10 protein-coding genes are annotated in these 16,892 nt (G+C 54.9%); 7 read left to right on the forward strand and 3 right to left on the reverse strand.

The features are described 5' to 3' along the window. The 3 genes from Q0510_RS01330 to Q0510_RS01340 all read right to left on the reverse strand — a co-directional run. On the reverse strand, positions 1–1,832 hold a 1,832-nt coding region (locus Q0510_RS01330), incomplete at its 3' end, for a RagB/SusD family nutrient uptake outer membrane protein (protein WP_298707525.1). Between the two features lie 12 nt (positions 1,833–1,844). Then, positions 1,845–5,105, reverse strand: coding sequence for a TonB-dependent receptor (locus Q0510_RS01335; RefSeq protein WP_298707527.1), 3,261 nt, complete (start codon positions 5,103–5,105; stop codon positions 1,845–1,847). A gap of 513 nt (positions 5,106–5,618) precedes the next feature. Next, positions 5,619–7,292, reverse strand: coding sequence for a S8 family peptidase (locus Q0510_RS01340; protein WP_298707529.1), 1,674 nt, complete (start codon positions 7,290–7,292; stop codon positions 5,619–5,621). A 362-nt stretch (positions 7,293–7,654) separates the two neighbouring features. On the opposite strand from Q0510_RS01340, the gene Q0510_RS01345 reads away from it, so the two are divergent. From Q0510_RS01345 to Q0510_RS01375, 7 genes are all read left to right on the forward strand, one after another. Then, a complete protein-coding gene (locus tag Q0510_RS01345) occupies positions 7,655–8,179 on the forward strand; it encodes a hypothetical protein (protein ID WP_298707531.1) in 525 nt (174 codons plus the stop codon). Positions 8,180–8,394: 215 nt separating this feature from the next. Then, positions 8,395–8,985 (forward strand): sigma-70 family RNA polymerase sigma factor, encoded by a 591-nt coding sequence (locus tag Q0510_RS01350; protein WP_298707533.1) that lies wholly within the window; start codon positions 8,395–8,397, stop codon positions 8,983–8,985. A gap of 87 nt (positions 8,986–9,072) precedes the next feature. Then, positions 9,073–10,212, forward strand: coding sequence for a FecR family protein (locus Q0510_RS01355; RefSeq protein ID WP_298707535.1), 1,140 nt, complete (start codon positions 9,073–9,075; stop codon positions 10,210–10,212). A gap of 298 nt (positions 10,213–10,510) precedes the next feature. Beyond that, positions 10,511–13,804, forward strand: coding sequence for a SusC/RagA family TonB-linked outer membrane protein (locus Q0510_RS01360; protein WP_298707537.1), 3,294 nt, complete (start codon positions 10,511–10,513; stop codon positions 13,802–13,804). A 6-nt stretch (positions 13,805–13,810) separates the two neighbouring features. Beyond that, positions 13,811–15,232 (forward strand): RagB/SusD family nutrient uptake outer membrane protein, encoded by a 1,422-nt coding sequence (locus Q0510_RS01365; RefSeq protein ID WP_298707539.1) that lies wholly within the window; start codon positions 13,811–13,813, stop codon positions 15,230–15,232. A gap of 17 nt (positions 15,233–15,249) precedes the next feature. Then, complete coding sequence (locus Q0510_RS01370; protein ID WP_298707541.1) at positions 15,250–16,044, forward strand: DUF4843 domain-containing protein; 795 nt, start codon at positions 15,250–15,252, stop codon at positions 16,042–16,044. Positions 16,045–16,068: 24 nt separating this feature from the next. Then, the coding region (locus Q0510_RS01375; RefSeq protein WP_298707543.1) for a PKD-like family lipoprotein at positions 16,069–16,892 on the forward strand (824 nt) is incomplete at its 3' end.

Below are 16,892 nucleotides of genomic sequence, written 5' to 3' on the forward strand. Positions count from 1 at the left end.
AGCGTGTAGAAATTGGCGTTGCCGCTCTGGAAAATGCTCCAGCCTTGCACGGGGGCCGAAAGCACCGTGAGCATTTCCTTCCACCGGCGGAGGTCCCAGCCGGCCTTCCCTTCGAAGCAAAGCTCCACGCGCCGTTCGCGATGGATGATTTCCCGGAGGCCGTCTTTGGAAGCCGGTTTGTTCGGCTGGCTGCTGGCCTGCGCCCAGGATTCAACGACGCCTTTCAGTCCCGCTCTCTCCCTCACCAGGTCGATGTATTGGTACACCTCCGCGGAAGGCCCGCTGGCTTCGTTCAAACATTCCGCATACAGCAGGTACAGGTCGGCCAGCCGGATACGGGGCAGGCGGAACGATGTCTGCTGCACGCCTTCATTGAAAACAGTGAGGTAATTGGCCAGTTTTTTCGGCCAGATGGCCAGCATGTTGATCCGCACCCGGTCTTTCGGGCCTGCTTTGGAGGTAGGGCCTTTCGCTTCGATGTGCAGGGGATTGTTGGGATCGGTTACGCCGTTGCCGTACCAAACGCCGCCATCGAAGCCGATGTTCGCGTAGTAACGCGCCTCGCGCCGGAAATTGTTTTTGATGGTGGTATAACCCGACTTAATGTAATACCGGTTGGGATTGTCGCCCGCCTTCAACTCGAAACGGCCGGAATAATCCCAGGTTTTGTCTTCGTCGATGGGTACGCCGTTATCGGAATAAAACAAATCTGTCGTAAACAGCGGCACGGTGAAGCTGCTCGGGGCCGCGGTCGAGTTTTGGACCGCGAGTGAGGTCAGCCGGGGGATGCAATAAGACTGGTAACCGAAGTTGCCGTTCAGCGCCCATATCACCTCCGCGTTCAGGTCCCATTTCTCCGTCACCGCATTCTGGATGGTGAGCACCCGGCGCAGGGAATCATTGATATTGGGCAGATTCGCAGGCTGGATGAAAGTGTAAAGTTTCATGTTAAGCGTAGCCGCCTCTTCGATCGCTGCCTTGCAGGCTTCGGCCGCTTTGCTCCATTTGGACGGGTCGGCGGTGGCGGAAAACAGCGCCTGGCCGTCTTTGTTCTTGAAATTGGCGTAATCGGGGTTGCCGTTGTAGAGCGGACTGGCCTGCGTGGCGAGGATTTCCGCTTTCACGGACATGGCGATCAGTTTCGTGATCCGGCCCAGTTCCTGGGGCGTATTGCTGATCTGCACGGGCAGTTCCGGCATGGCTTCGTCCATCATCTGCACAGCGTAAGCAAAAACGGAATCCACCGGCTGCCTTTTCACCCTGATCTCCTCGATCGGCGCCGTGATGCTCTGGTTCTCCTTATAAATCGGAACGGGGCCGTAGATCCGCGCCAGGAAATAGTGATAGTATCCTTTCAGGAATTTGACTTCGGCGATCCAGCGGGCCTTCTCACCCGGCGTTAGATCGATAGGCTTGTCGATGTTTTCCAGCATGATATTACAGCGGCGGATCGCCTGGAAAATGTTCAGCCCGCTGTTGGTGCCGTCCCAGTAATTCAGCACCGGGTTGGAGATATTCTGCGTATTGCCGCGGATGAGCTGGAAGCCAATGTCGTTGATCGGTCGTTCCGACAAATCGTTCGGGTATACGATCTCCGCCGAAGTCGTGAACCCCGGGTCGTAGATCACGTTGCTCATGCCCTGCAGGGTGCCGTAGCAGGCGAAAAGATAATTCTCCGCTTCATTGCGGTTGCGGAAGGCGTAGTCGATGGTGCCTACGTTCTCGGGCGTTACGTCGAGGTATTGCTTGCACCCGGGGGCGGCCAGCAACGTCAATCCCAGCGCGAGCCGGCAGAGCGTTTTTATGTTTTTATATGGAAAGATGTATTGCATTGTTGACATGGTTTATAAGTTCACGTTGATACCCAGGTTATATGCGCGCTGCAGGGGATAGTTGAATCCGTTGCCGCCCTGTTCCGGGTCCCACAGATCGAATTTGGAGATGTTGAACAGGTTCATGCCGTTGACATACAGGCGGCAATATTTCAACCCGATGCGGCTCACGATGTTCATGGGCAGCACATAGCCTATTTCCGCGCTTTTCAGCCGCAGGAAGCTGCCGTCGCGCATCCACCAGGTGCTGGGCTGGAGATTGTTTTCGATGGATTGTGCGCTCACGCCCAGGCGGGGGTATAAGGCGTAGAGGTTCTGGTTCTCTTCCGACCAGTGATCGTCGGCGAATGCCTGCAGTACCTGCGACTGGCTCTGGATCTGCGGGCTGGGAGGGATAACGAACGGGCTGACGGACCGGGGATCAATGAAGAACGAAACGCGCGTCTGCCCCTGGAACCTGGCGCTCATCTCGAGGCCTTTGTAGTTCACCGAAAAACCGAATCCATACATGATCTGCGGAATGGTCGGCAGGCCGATAGGCGCCTGGTCGGCCACCGTGATACGGCCGTCGCCGTTGAGATCGCGGTACTTGATATCGCCGCCCCTGACAGGGTTGCCGCCAAAGATCTGCGAAGGCGAAGCCGCTACTTCCTTATCATCCACAAAAAGCCGCTCCGCGATGTATCCGCGCTGCTGCCCGAGCATGGTGCCCGATACATACCGCCAGCGCTCTGCATATTGGGGTTCTTCGTAAGTGCCGTAGGCGCTGTTGGAATACGTGAAGTTCGACATGAGCTGCGCCCTGAAATCGCGGCTGAAATCGCGGTTGTAATTGAGGGTGAGGTCGAGCCCTTTCACTTTCACGGTGCCCACGTTCGTGAGTATCGGCGCCTCCAGGCCCATGCTGGACGGGATATTCCTGCTCATCAGGATGTTGCGTCGGTGCTGCGTGAAGTATTCCGCGATCAGGTCGAAACCCTTCAGGAACGACACTTCAAGCCCGGTATTGAGAATTTCCGCCGTTTCCCAGGTCACATCCCGGTTCTCGTAGTTCCGGATCGTAACGCCCGGGCGGCCGTACCCGTTATTCAACCCGAAATTAGCCCCATTACCGCCGGTCAGGTTCACATCCGACAAGTAGAAGAAACGCTGGCGGCCGATATCGTCGTTGCCCGACAATCCGTAGCTGGCGCGGAGCTTCAGGGAGCTTACAAAATCCATCATCCTATCCGTCCAGAATCTTTCCCGCGACACCATCCAGGATGCGCCGATAGTCGGGAAGAAGCCAAACCGGTTGTTCTCCGAAAACCTTTCAGAACCATTATAACCGAAGTTAAACTCCGCGAAATACCGGTTGGAATAATTGTAGGCCAAACGCCCCGCGAGGTTGAGGTTCCTGTAGGGCAGGGAATATTGCAAACTAGGCTGTTGCGTCACCGGATCGACGCCATTGGCCACCAGCCGTTGCTCCCTGAACCCGATGAGCGAACTGGAGATGTTGTGATCGCCCAGCTGCTTGGCATATTCCAGTTGCGCCTGGAAGCGGAGGTACGTATTCGCGTCTTTATTCCCCGGTGAATACACGAGGTACTCGGTGGCGGCGCTATTGTTCCCGGAGCCGGGGCTTCCCTGGAAGGTGCCTCCGGGCAGGGAATTCAGCCAGGTGAGCGTGTACCGGTTATTAGCCCGGTCATAATTTTGCGGCTGCACCGTATAGTAAAACGGATTATACGCCATCGAGTTATCGAAATAAGAATAGCGGTTGGTATTGAAGAAACCGTGCGCTTTCAGGCCGGGCGTAATGAAATCCAGGTCCTGGTGCAGTTCCAGCGTGGCCGACATCCGCGACTCCGCGAACCGCTTGTACCCCCTGAGCATTTGCGCGTAGGGGTTGGAATACCCGACGCCGCCGGTGGAACTGCCCGCCATGCTGGAATTCCCGAAGAGAATATGCTGCGTCAGCTGGTTGGCGGAATCCGGCTCAAAAAAAGCCGGGAACAGCACCGGGCTCGTATGCATCGCCGCGCTGTAGAGATCTGACGAAAACGACGCGCTGTTGGTGATCGGGCCGTTGTAGTCATTGAAATTGCCCCACAACCGGATGACCATTTCAGTCGATTTCGTGAGGTTTATATTGACGTTGGTACGCAGCTGGTAGTTTTTGAAGTTGACGTTGTTATTAAAATTGTTGGCGACGTTCCGTTTCAGCATACCGTTGTCGTTGCTGAAAGAACCGAAGACCGCATACCGCGCCACATCGCTGCCGCCGCTGACGCTGACGTTGGCTTTCTGCGTGCTGGCGGATTTCTTGAACAGCATGTCCATCCAGTCCACAGCCGGATATACAAATGGATTGCTGCCTTCCGCCTTGTTGAGCGTACGCTCGGTGTTATAAATCTTATCGGCGTCGAAAACGATGGGGGAGAGCGGGTCCCTGGTGGTGCTGGCTTCGTTGTAGAGTTTCATGTACGTGACCGGGTCTGCCAGCTTGATGGTTTTGGTGGGTTGGGTGATGGCATTTTCAAGGATGACGCTCAATTTAGCCTTGCCGGCCTTGCCTTCCTTCGTGGTGACGATGATTACGCCGTTTGCGCCTCTTGCGCCGTACAGTGCCGTAGCGCTCGCATCCTTAAGAATGGAAAAGCTTGCGATGTCGTTTACCTGCAGCCGCGCGAGGTCGTTGGCTTCAAGTTCCACGTTATCGATCAGGATGAGCGGGTTTTGCCGGTAACCAAACGTGGTAACGCCCCGGATAAAGAAGTTGGAATTATCCAGGCCTGGCTGCCCGCTCGACTGGAAGCCGATAACGCCCGCCACCTGGCCCGCCAGCGCGTTTGTGAGGTTGCTGCCTGCCGTCCGCAGATTTTCCGGCTTGATGGTAGCCACAGAACCAACAACGGATTCTTTGATCTGTTTTTTACCGAATGCCGTCACTACCACATCGGAAAGCTGTGTTTCAACAGCCCTCAGCCGGATGTTCAGCACACGGTTCTGATCGGTCACTTTCACGGTATCGCCGGTGTAGCCGACGAATTTGAAGGTCAGGAATGCGCCGGAGGCCACGTCCAGCACGAATTTACCGTTCTGGTCGGTGGCGGTGCCGGATTTCGTGCCGATAACGATCACGCTGACGCCGGGGAGCGGGAGACCGGTATTATCTGTAACGGTACCAATGACGGGGATCGTCTGTTGGCCAAAAGACTGCTGTGCCCAGACCAGGCATAGCAAGAGCAGCATCCGCGGGAATGCCGTGCATGGTAATAGTTTGTTCATTTGCAACGGGTGTTTAAGTTCCAGGAAATTGGGTTCAATCGATTGTAATTATTGATATTGGTTGAGTACGCTGGTTTAAACGACGATTATGGCAAAATGACTCCTGTTCCGCGTGCGAAGCACCGGATTTTAGTCCCTGTCGGGTAATTTTTGATGGAAAGAAGTACTGCTCAGGTAAAGTGTGGGCACAACGCTGCCATATCGCTACAAATGCAATTCACTGCAACAGTGCCATGTAAAGGAATCTAACTGAAACTGGTTTTTTCTGGTTTTACAAATAACGTGAACAATAATAGGATATCGAATATTCCAAACAATGCTACGTAAACGGGATTACGTGTAGCGATCATACAACGAAAACAAAATAGTAGAAATCACGACATGAAAGAAAGAAATCTGCGATAATGTTAAAAAACTATTAATGTTGGCTTACATTCTGCAAATAAAAAGCACATGGCGCTGAAAATTGCTTTCAGCGCCATGTGCTTTTTATCGTAGCGGTGCTTTTCGGAACTAGTCTTTCTTCAGGTTCACCTTACCTTTATTCTTCTTTACGTTTTCCCCTTTGGTTTTGGCCGCGAGCCTGAGGGCTTCATAAGCGTTCACCATGCCGCCGGATTTGGAAAGCTCGGAGAAATCGATCTCTTCGTCTTTAGCGCCCGGTTTGTTCACTTTCTGGCCATCGGGCAGGGGCGTGGCGGATTTCTCGATGATCTGCTTCAACTGGCGGGCGCTAAGGTCCGGGTAGTAGGAGAGGATCATGGCTGCGAGGCCGGCTACCACGGGCGAGGCCATGGAAGTACCGCTGGCGCTGCCGTATTTGTCGCCGCCGGGAACGGTGGAGTAAATTTGCACGCCGGGAGCGAATACATCCACTTCCTTCTTGCCGTAGTTGCTGAAGCCCGCGATCTTGCTGCCAACGCGCCCGTTGCTGGAAGCGCCTACCGTGATCATGTTATCGGCTTCTTTACCGTCTTCGAAAGTATCTTTCGGATAGTTCTCTGTTTCGTCGTTGTTGGCGCCGTCGTTGCCCGCAGCATGTACCAGCAGCACGCCTTTCTCCTGTGCATAACGGATAGCGTCATCCACCCATTGTTTCTGGGGAGAGAAGCCTTTACCGAAGCTCATGTTGATGATCTGCGCGCCATTGTCTACCGCGTAACGGATGCCGAGCGCCACGTCTTTATCGCGTTCGTCACCTTCGGGCACCACTTTTACGGTCATGATGCGCACGTTATCCGCTACACCGTCCATACCCGCGTCATTGTTGCGCACCGCGCCGATGATACCGGAAACGTGCGTGCCGTGGAAAGCGAACTGTCCCTGCACGTCGTTGTTGCCGTAGTAGCGGTCGTTGATGTCGTTGATGTTATCGCCTACGATGGTGGTGCGTTTGTCTACGGGCTCTGCGCCGGTAACTTCCGCTTTCTTCTTCAGTTCCTTGATGTATTCTCCCAGGTCGTTTTTCAGGGCCTGGTAAGTCATCCCTTCTTCGCCGGTGCTGCCGAGCAGGCGCAGGGCGAAGCCGCGGGCGAACATCACGTCGGAATCCCCGCCGCGAAGGGTATCGAGCTGTTCTTTCGTGAAGTCGCTGGTTTTAAGGTATTCGCTGAGGACGCTCTCGCATTTCAGGAGGTTCTCCTGTACTTTGAGCATCATTTTATAGTCGGTTTTGGCCTGGGTGGAAGGCTTCTGACTGCGGTCTTTCAGCCGCGTCCAGTAGGCGTATTCTTTGGTGCCGGGCTGAAGCGCCGAATCCGGATCGCCGTAAAGGCGCTTGTAGCGGTAAAATTCACGGGTAGCCTCGTCGGAATCTTCCTTTACGGAAGAACCGTCTTTGGCGCCGAGGAAGTTCCAGCCGTAAATATCATCGACATAACCATTGCCGTCGTCGTCGATGTTGTTGCCGGGGATCTCGTTGGGGTTGCGCCAGAGGATGGAGCGGAGGTCTTCGTGGGTGGTATCTACGCCGGAATCGATCACGGCTACGATCACTGTTTTACCGGTTTTGCCTTTTAGCAGCTCGCGGTATGCTTTTTCCACGCCGATGCCGTAAACGCTGTCGGCCTCATAACTCAGCAACTGCCAGTTTTTGGGAACGGAGGGTTTGGTTTGTCCGTATCCTTGGGTGGTAATCAACATGGCTACACTTGCTCCAACGGCCAGGGCTCTGCAGATGCTATTCATTGTATTGTTCAAATTTTCCAGATTGTTTTGCAATTCAGATACCGCAATTCGTTAAAGATATGGTAAATGCGTTACAACAGCTACCCGGATGTGGTGAGTGGCTTTGCGGGCGGACCATTGGTCTGCCATTCACTTGGTAATTTTGCCACCCCGTCTTGTCCAGCCCTGCCAATTCGCCCCATTTATCGCCCCGTTAGTCACTTATCTCGTCAGCACCAGTCCCAACGGGCTAATTTTACCATATCTGACGTAAAGGCCGCAAAGATTCTCATTTTAACCGGAATCGTAGCACGGTTTAACATTTCGTTCACTAAATCACAAACTTGCATGTAACCCTTTTCCATAAACTTAAATCTTCCGCCATGATTGCAACCATTTTTATGACGCTGGCTTTATGGGCCGGCACACCCGATGCGGGTGACATCCCCCGGGCGACCACCACGGTCATTTTCGTGAACTGCGCCGAGCAGGACAACGGCGAGCTCACCGCCACCGGCCACGACCAGGCCAACCTGCTGGTCCGTTTCCTGGAAAACGAGGATATTAAAGCGGTTTACGCGCCCTACCGCCCCTGCCTGGTAGCCACGGTGCAGCCCCTGGCCAGGTCGAAAGGGCAGGAGGTCGCTTATTTTTACGATGCCAGCGCTACGGATGAGGACGGCATGCGGCATATCCTCGCCGTGATGATGGCCAAAAACGAAGGGAAAACCATCGTGGTATGCGCACCGGGGACCAGTATCGAAAAAATGTCCGGAATGCTCGGAATAAAGAAAAAATCGATGAAACCTAATACGGGCCTGTTTGGAGAAGTGTTGATCGTCAACGTTTTATATAAAGGTGAGGCGGTAGCACAAAAGTTGAATATGAATTTTCAAAAAAAAGTGTAATATTTGGCTCAGAGAGTGTGAAATCTGCATCCCTGCAATTCACGCTTTCTCATAAGCATGGTTTCCGTTTAACGAAAAAGCGGGGTTCTCCAACCCCGCTACTCTCTTGCCCGTCACACTTTTTCCAACCGTGTTTCCCCGCACCTTTTTCTTCTTGTCAGCAACTTTTCCGTTCCGTATTTGCGCGGCCATGAAGTTTTGCTATTTTTAGCCCGTTGACAGTTATCAGCACATACAACGAGCCCGAACTGCTACTTAGGGTATCCCAGGGGGATGAGGCAGCCTTTTCCGCGTTGTTCCATCACTGGCAGCCATTTCTCACCACTCATATTTACCGCATCACGGAGTCGCGGGAGCTGGCGGAAGAAACCGTGCAGGACGTATTCCTCAAGCTCTGGATGACCCGCGAAGCACTGGCCGGCATCGGCCATTTCAAGGCATACCTGCTGACCGTTTCCCGCAATCACGCGCTCAACGCGCTCAAATCCCTCATGCGCCGGCTCCACAACCAGGCCAGGTTCGAAAGGGAAGGAGCGGAATCGCTCTTCGGCGACGACGAGCCCGCCAACAAACTGCAACTCTCCCTGCTCGACGAAGCCATCGAATCGCTCTCGGCCCGGCAAAAGGAAATCTACCTCCTGCACCGCCACCAGCGCCTTTCATACGCTGAGATAGCAGAAAAACTGGGCATCGGCAGGGAATCCGTCAAGACTCACCTCCAGCTGGCGGTCAGATCGATCACCAAACATGTTAAACAGCGCCTGGCTTTGCTGATTCTCCTGCTGGAAGCCTGGCACCTGCCGTAACAAATTTTTTTTTCAGCCAACTGCAAACAATCTTCCCCCTTTTCGCGCAACCAGGTTGTTTCTATATGTAAAGCGCGCTTGCAGCTTATGGACAGGTTACAGGAACTATTCCACAAATACTACGAAAAAACCGCCACTGCGGCGGAAAGGACCGAACTGGCAGCACTCCTCGCACAGGAGCCCGACGACACCCTGGCGGACCTGATATCACAGGAAGGCGAACGGCTGCTGCATGCCGACCAATCGCTCGCGCCGCAGGTTGCGGGACAAATGCTGGCCCATATTCTCCGGTCGCCCGCCAAAGTACGCCACCTCTGGCCGGTCCGTGCTGCCGCAGCAGCAGCAGTGCTCATTGCGGTAGCGACAGGCGGATATTTCCTGCTGCGCCCCGCCGCAAAAGCCCCTCATACTGCCGCACACCAGGATATCCAACCCGGGCAAACCGGCGCGGTTTTGACGCTCGGCGACGGCACCGTGGTAGCCCTCGACAGCGCCGCCGCAGGCCTGATCGCCCGCCAGCAGGGCACCACCGTGACGCTGGATGCCGGTCAGCTGGCTTATCATACGGAAGAAAACGGCGAAGTTACCTACAACCTGCTCCAAACGCCCCGTGGACGGCAGTTCAAAGTCCTGCTGCCCGACAGCACGGTTGTCTGGCTCAACGCCGGCTCTTCGCTCCGATATCCTACCGCCTTCCGCGGACAGGAACGCCGCGTGAAGCTGGAAGGGGAAGGCTATTTCGACGTACACCGTGATGCGGCGCGGCCTTTCCGCGTGGAAGCCGCCGGAACGGAAGTGACAGCCCTGGGAACGGAATTCAATATCAACGCATACGCCAACGAACACGCGTCGGTGACTACGCTCACGGAAGGGAAAGTAAGGGTGAAACGGAACGCCTATTCAGTAGAGCTCGCACCGGGACGGCAGTCTGTCGCAGCATACGCGAAAAACGACCTGCAGGAGCAGGCCGCAGTCAATATCGAAGAAACGATCGCGTGGAAGGAAGGGAACTTCTATTTCGACAATGCCACGCTGCAGGAGATTCTCCGGCAGTTTGAACGGTGGTACGACATAGAAGTGGTATATGAAGGGAAGGTTTCCAGCCGGGAATTCTTCGTCATCATTTCCCGCAAATCCACCTTGTCGGCCGTGCTGCGATTATTGCAGGACGGCGGTGTGCGGTACCGGATCGAAGGGCGGAGATTATACGTACAATCAGACAAATAAATATCGGCCAAAAACAAAACGACCAAACAGGATTTATCAACCAAAAACTCGTGATAAGCAATGCATCGCGCTGCGGGCGCGGCTTTACGGGCGAATTAAATTATTGAAAGCATGAACGACAGCTAGCCGGCAGGGCTGGCCCGGGCATAGTGTGCCTGCGCCATCCGGACGGCAACGAAAAAGCTCCTGCGGGAACAGGAGCCAACGTTGCGGTATCAGTTAAACAAGGCGACGAAACCTTTATTTATCCACCTAACAACAAGGCAAATATATGCAATTATCCCAAGCGCTGAGAGTCATGAAACTAACATGCATCTTTCTGCTGGCGGCATTTTTACAGGTATCGGCCGACAGCCGCGGGCAAACCGTGACGCTGCGGCTGAAGGGCGCACCGGTCAAATCGATGTTCCGAGCCATCCAGCAGCAAACGGGCCTCAATATTTTCGTAGCGGATGCGGTCAGGCTGGAAGAGCTGGGCCGTGTGTCGCTCAATGTCCGCGACATGCCGGTGGCCGATGTGCTGCGGCAATGTTTCGAAGGCAAACCGATGGAATTCCGGATCGATGAGAACGGCATTTTGATCCGCGCACGTACGATCGTTGAACTGGCGACGCCGGTGGCGGACACGCTGATTACAGTGCGGGGGAACGTGCGGGATCAGAAGGGCGACGCGGTGCCGGGGGCTTCCGTCTCCGTCCGCGGGCAGCGTTCCGGCGTTATTTCCGACGGCGAGGGCAACTTCGACATCAAAGCGGCCGCCGGCACGGAGGTGCAGGTGTCATCCATCGGCTACAAACCAGCCATGCTTACCGTGCGTACTTCCGGAAGCCTCGTATTCGTGCTTTCTCCGGCCACGGAGTCGCTCAAAGACGTGGTGATCACCGGTATCCTTACCCGGAGGAAAGAATCCTTTACGGGCGCCGTAGCGTCGTTTACCGGCGAGGAGCTAAAAATGGTAAATAACCAGAACGTGATTTCCAGCTTACGGACCCTCGATCCCTCGTTCCTGCTGATGGAAAACAATCTGAAGGGCTCCAATCCCAACGTGCTGCCCACTATCCAGCTGCGCGGGCAAACCAGTATTTCCACGGACCAGCTGCGGGGCGAGTTCAATGCAGACCCCAACCAGCCGCTGTTCATCCTCGATGGCTTCGAAACCACGTTACGGCAGGTGATCGACCTGGATATCAACCGCATCGCTTCCATTACCATTTTAAAAGACGCCGCATCCACCGCCATTTACGGTTCCCGCGCATCCAACGGGGTGGTGGTAATCGAAACATTACGGCCGGAAAGCGGAAAAACCACGCTGAATTACACGACAGACGCCACTTTCGAGTTGCCGGAACTGAGCGGGTATAATATGATGAACAGCGAAGAAGTGCTGGAATTCCAGCGGCTGGCGGGCAGGTTCAAATCATCGTACTGGCCTTCTCAAATTCCGCTATACGACTCACTGTACAACGTGCTGCTGCGCAATGTCAAAAGCGGGGTGAATACCTACTGGCTCAACAAGCCCCTGCGCACGGGCGTCACGCAACGCCATTCGATCGGCGTATCCGGTGGGAGCGGCAACCTGGCGTATACCGCTACTGGTGAATACCGGAACGTAGAAGGCGTCATGATAGGGAACGGGCGCAAGAACTGGAGCGGCCGCCTCAACCTGATGTACCGCACCAAAAAAGTGACCATCAGCAACAACCTGTTCGGGGATGGTTATAAGTCGGAGGAATCGCCTTACGGAAGTTTCTCGACCTGGGTGAACACGCTGCCCTATTATCCATTTAAAAGCAAGGACGAAAAATACCTCATGCCCCGTGTAACCGGCTCCGACCGCTACGCGATCTCCAACCCGATGTACAATGCCAGCCTCAACAGCTACGACCGCACCAAAAATTTCGGTATCACCAACAACCTGCAACTGCGTTACGACGTCAGCCGCGACCTGAACGTAACCGGCGGCCTGCAGCTGCGTTCCGTTTCCCAGGAACAGGCGGCTTTCATTTCCCCGCTCAACACACGGTTTGACGATGTGAGTTTCCTGCGGAAAGGAACGCTCGACTCCCGCGACCGCAATACCTTTTCCTATACCGCCAACCTGGCTACCGCATACGTGAAAATGATCGGGAGGAGCACCCTGACGGGGAACCTCCGTACTGAAGTAAACGAAACGCGCAATACCAGCGAAGGTTTTGAAGTGGAAGGATTTCCGTCGAACAGCAACGGTTCCGCCCGCTTTGCTTTCGGCTACAAGGAAAACGGGCGCCCATATTCTTTCACCAATATCGTGCGCCGCAACTCCATGCTGGCTTCGGTGAACTATTCATATGACACGCGGTTCAATGTCGACGCCTCCGCCACTTACGACGGGTCGACCGTTTTCGGCAAGAAAAACATGTACTCGCCGTTTTACTCCATCGGCGTAGGCTGGAATATGGAGCGGGAGAAATTCATCCAGCAGATTCCCTGGATCAATATGCTGCGCATCAAAGCCAACCTCGGCGTAACCGGCAACCAGAACTTCGATGGTTCCGCCAACTTCACTTCCTATTCCTATCTGCCGAATTACAACCAGCTGGGTGCGGGAATGACGCTTGAAACCCTCGGCAACGAATCCCTCCAGTGGCAGAACACGGACCAGTACAGCGGCATCCTGGAAGGCGCCTTCTTCGGCAACCGCCTCAACCTCCAGGGAAATATCTACCGGAAAATCACCGATCCGCTGGTGGTGCTGGTAGACATCCCTTCCTCCACAGGCCTGTCCGGCCTCGCCATGAACGCCGGCAGCCTCGAAGTCAAAGGCGTGGAATGGAATGTGCGCTATTCGCCCATCTACCGGCCCAAATCCAATATCGTCTGGAGCCTGAACCTCACCGGCGCTTACAACACCATGCGCTACGACAAGTTCGACGCCAGGCTGCGGACGCTGAACGAAAAGATGCAGTCCAACCGCCAGCTGGAACGGTATTACGACGGTGCCGACCCCAGCGATATCTGGGCGGTGCGATCCGCCGGCATTGATCCCGCTACGGGCAATGAGCTCTTCATCCGCCGGGATGGCTCGCTCAGTTACCAATTCGACCGCCGCGAGGAAGTGATTGTGGGCAACAGCCGTCCGCAGGTACAGGGGGTGTTTGGCTCGAGCCTCATGCTAAAGCGCCTTTCCTTCAACTTCGCATTCCGTTACCTGTACGGGCAGGACATCTTCAATTCCGCACTTTTCGAAAAAGTGGAGAACATCGATTCCTGGGAAATGTCCACCAAAAACCAGGACCGCAGAGCGTTGTACGAGCGCTGGAAAAAAGTGGGCGAAGTAGCCCGCTACCGCTCGCTGGAGTTGAACGTGGAAACATATCCCACGTATATGTCGTCGCGGTTTGTGCAGCGGGAGAATACGCTTTCGCTCGAATCCGTGAACCTGACGTACGACTTCAGGGATATGGCCTGGATGCAAACGCTGCGTTTATCGAACCTGCGGCTGTCGGCCTACATGAACGACATCCTGCGGTTTTCGACCATCCGCCGGGAGCGGGGGCTGGAGTACCCGTACAGCAAATCTTTCTCACTGTCTCTTTCCGCCAACTTCAAATAACGAAACATGAAATCCATCCAATATATTACGAGCTTATTGCTGGCGGTCTTTTTGCTGTCGTGCAACAAATGGCTGGACGTTCAGCCGGAAGACCGGTTAAAGGAAGACCAGCTGTATTCCACGCGACAGGGCTTCCTGGACGCGCTCAACGGGCTTTACATTAAATCGGCAAATGCCGCCACCTACGGCGACCAGATGACACTCAGCACGCTGGAGATGTTCGCGCAGCGATATCATACCAGCGGCTCGTCGACCACCCATCTCAAGGCGCAATTCGGCCTGCTGAACTACGCCGATCCGGGCGTGGAGGGGTCGATAGGAAGGATGTGGGAAGGGCTTTACAGCCATATCGCCAATGTGAACCGTTTCCTCAGCAGCCTGGAGAAGTTTCCTGGCGTGTTGCAAGCCGAAGAGCTGCGCAGTTTCCGCGGGCAGGCGCTGGGGCTGCGCGCATGGTTGCACCTCGATGTGCTGCGGCTGTTCGGGCCCGTGTATGATTCGCCGGATTCGGTGAAGGCGCTTATTCCATATTACACGAAGCTTCAGCCGGAAGGGGAACCAAACATCGCGGCGAATGCGTTCATGGACAAAGTGCTGGCGGACCTGGAAGAAGCGGGAGCGCTGCTGGCCGGGGATGCCGTTCTTACAGAAGGCTCGTCCAAACTGCATCATTACCGGATGAACCTCGTGGCGGTGACTGCGCTCAAGGCCAGGGCGTCGCTCTGGCGGGGGAATCGCTCAGCGGCCTATGCGTATGCGAAAGCAGGCATCGAACAGGCGAAAGATGTATTTCCGTGGGTGCTGCACGACAATATCGCCAGCTCGCCCGACAATCCCGACCGCATATTTTCCACCGAGTTACTTTTCGCGCTGTTTAACAGCCAGTTGTACGAGTCTTACAACGCGCAGTTCAGTCCGGAGCTGTATTATACCTCGCTGCTCGCGGGCGGGCCAACGCCTTTCATCGACATCACGTATGAATCCAACCAGCGCGACTACCGCTATATTTACAGCTGGCCCATTCCGGGTACAGGCGCGGCTTTCCGGACTTTCTTCAAGTATGCGGATGTGAAAGACAAAGACAAGGCTTTCCGCTTCACGACGGCACTGGTACGGAAATCGGAATTGTACTACATCGTAGCCGAAACGGCGGAAGATCCGGCGGAAGCGCTGGAACATCTCAATATGGTCCGCCGGGCCCGCTACCTCGATGTAGACATCACCGATCCCGCGCAGCTGGAAGCGCAGCTGCTGAAGGAATATCAAAAAGAATTTTTCGGGGAAGGGCAGATGTGGTTTTATTACAAACGTAAGAAGGCCGCGTCCGTCATATCTCCCAACGTGGCCTATCCCAGCACGGGCATGTTTACCATCGTGCCGGAGAAATACGTGCTGCCGAAGCCATTGTCTGAAACTTCATCCCGATAACAATTTAAACACCGCATATGCAACGATATATAACCGTGTTCCTCTCTGCACTGCTCATCGCCGCCGGTTGCAAACAGCAGGACATCGAAACGTTCGACGTGGAAAAGGACGGCAGAAGTATTTATTTCCCGCGGCAGGATACGCAGATGCAGAAAGATACCCTGTTCGTAGGCTTCGGCTATTCGCCCGCGTCCGTAACTGATTCCGTGGTGCTGATTCCCGTGAGAGCCACGGGCCCGCTCGATTCCGCGCAACGTGATTTTACGGTGAGCGTGCGCCCGGGGTCGTCCATGAAAGCCGGCCAGCATTATGAGTTCATCAATAACGGCGTGTTCTTCATACCCGCCCGCCAGCGCACCGGCTACATCGGCATCCGCCTGAAACGAACGGACGACATGCTGCAGGACTCCGTGGTGCTGGACCTCGATCTCAAAACCAACGAGCATTTCAACACCCGGCTGCCTTTTTTGTATAAACCAACCGATACCGTTGACCTGCTGCATTACGTGGTAATGGCCGACAATAAGCAGGGCAAGCCTTACCTGTGGACCGAAACCGCGCGCAACCTGGCCAAGTATACCAACGATTACCTGGGCGAATATTCCCGCGCAAAAGTGCTGCTCATCATCGAGGTCATGAACCTGGAACCCAGCGCCCTCACCAACCCGAACCACTTCGGCAAGCCGATCCCGTTCGATTACCTGCAAATCTGGGGCAGTTACATGAAATACTGGCTGTCTAAAGAAAAATTCGAAGGCAGGACACGGCGCGACGAGAACGGCAAAGAAATCCTCATGGGCAAAAACGCCTGATGTTCATCACCTAAAAACGACAAAATGCCATCAAGATATATCACCGCTTTGTTGCTGGCCGCGCTGGCGCTGGGCCATGCGGGTTGCCGTAAAGACCTCGGCAATTACGATTACGTCGAAACCAATGTGGTCGACATCCAGGGTATCAACAGCGATTATGAATTCAGGATAGGGGATACCGTCCGCATTATCCCGGAAATCCATATCTCCATGCAGGGGAAAGAAGACCCCGAATTATACAATTACCGCTGGACCACCTACGAGCATGGCGGCACGAGCGACTCCACCATCCGCGTGGTGAGCCGCCGCCGCAACCTCGACACGGTGCTGCCGCTGCGGACCGGCAATTATACGCTCGCATTCGAGGTGCAGGAAAAATCGACAGGGATCACCGCATTCCGGCAGGTGAACATGAAGGTCTCGGGCTCGTTTAAACTGGCGGGATGGTTTGTGCTGAATGATGAAGGCGCCAATCCGCCGCGGCTCGATTACTACGAAGACGATATCAATACCCAATTGCACAGCTATCCGCGCGTGTACCGCGACCTGACGGGGTATGTCCGGGATGCGGTGACCGGGAAACCCTTCACGCTGACGGGCAAACCGCTTTTCGTTCAAACCTGGCAGAGCCGGTTTATCGATATCTCAGGCGGCGCGGCGCGCAACTTCGTGTATATCGGCACAACAGACAAAACGCAGAAGATCAACATGTCGGAAGGTTTTACCTGGAATGCCGTTACGCATGATTTCCGGAACGAAACTTCCCTGGGCGATTCCCCGGCCATCGCGCGGAATTTTTATCCCTATACTTCCAGCATCAGCTATATCGAGCAGGGCGGCAACCTGTT

This window comes from uncultured Chitinophaga sp. (assembly GCF_937874145.1).
Classification (GTDB): domain Bacteria; phylum Bacteroidota; class Bacteroidia; order Chitinophagales; family Chitinophagaceae; genus Chitinophaga.

Excerpts from the sequence above, each read along its gene's own strand:
- Q0510_RS01335 (WP_298707527.1), bottom strand. The coding sequence starts at position 5,105 with ATGAACAAACTATTACCATGCACGGCATTCCCGCGGATGCTGCTCTTG.
- Q0510_RS01340 (WP_298707529.1), bottom strand. The coding sequence starts at position 7,292 with ATGAATAGCATCTGCAGAGCCCTGGCCGTTGGAGCAAGTGTAGCCATG.
- Q0510_RS01345 (WP_298707531.1), top strand. The coding sequence starts at position 7,655 with ATGATTGCAACCATTTTTATGACGCTGGCTTTATGGGCCGGCACACCC.
- Q0510_RS01355 (WP_298707535.1), top strand. The coding sequence starts at position 9,073 with ATGGACAGGTTACAGGAACTATTCCACAAATACTACGAAAAAACCGCC.
- Q0510_RS01360 (WP_298707537.1), top strand. The coding sequence starts at position 10,511 with ATGAAACTAACATGCATCTTTCTGCTGGCGGCATTTTTACAGGTATCG.
- Q0510_RS01365 (WP_298707539.1), top strand. The coding sequence starts at position 13,811 with ATGAAATCCATCCAATATATTACGAGCTTATTGCTGGCGGTCTTTTTG.
- Q0510_RS01370 (WP_298707541.1), top strand. The coding sequence starts at position 15,250 with ATGCAACGATATATAACCGTGTTCCTCTCTGCACTGCTCATCGCCGCC.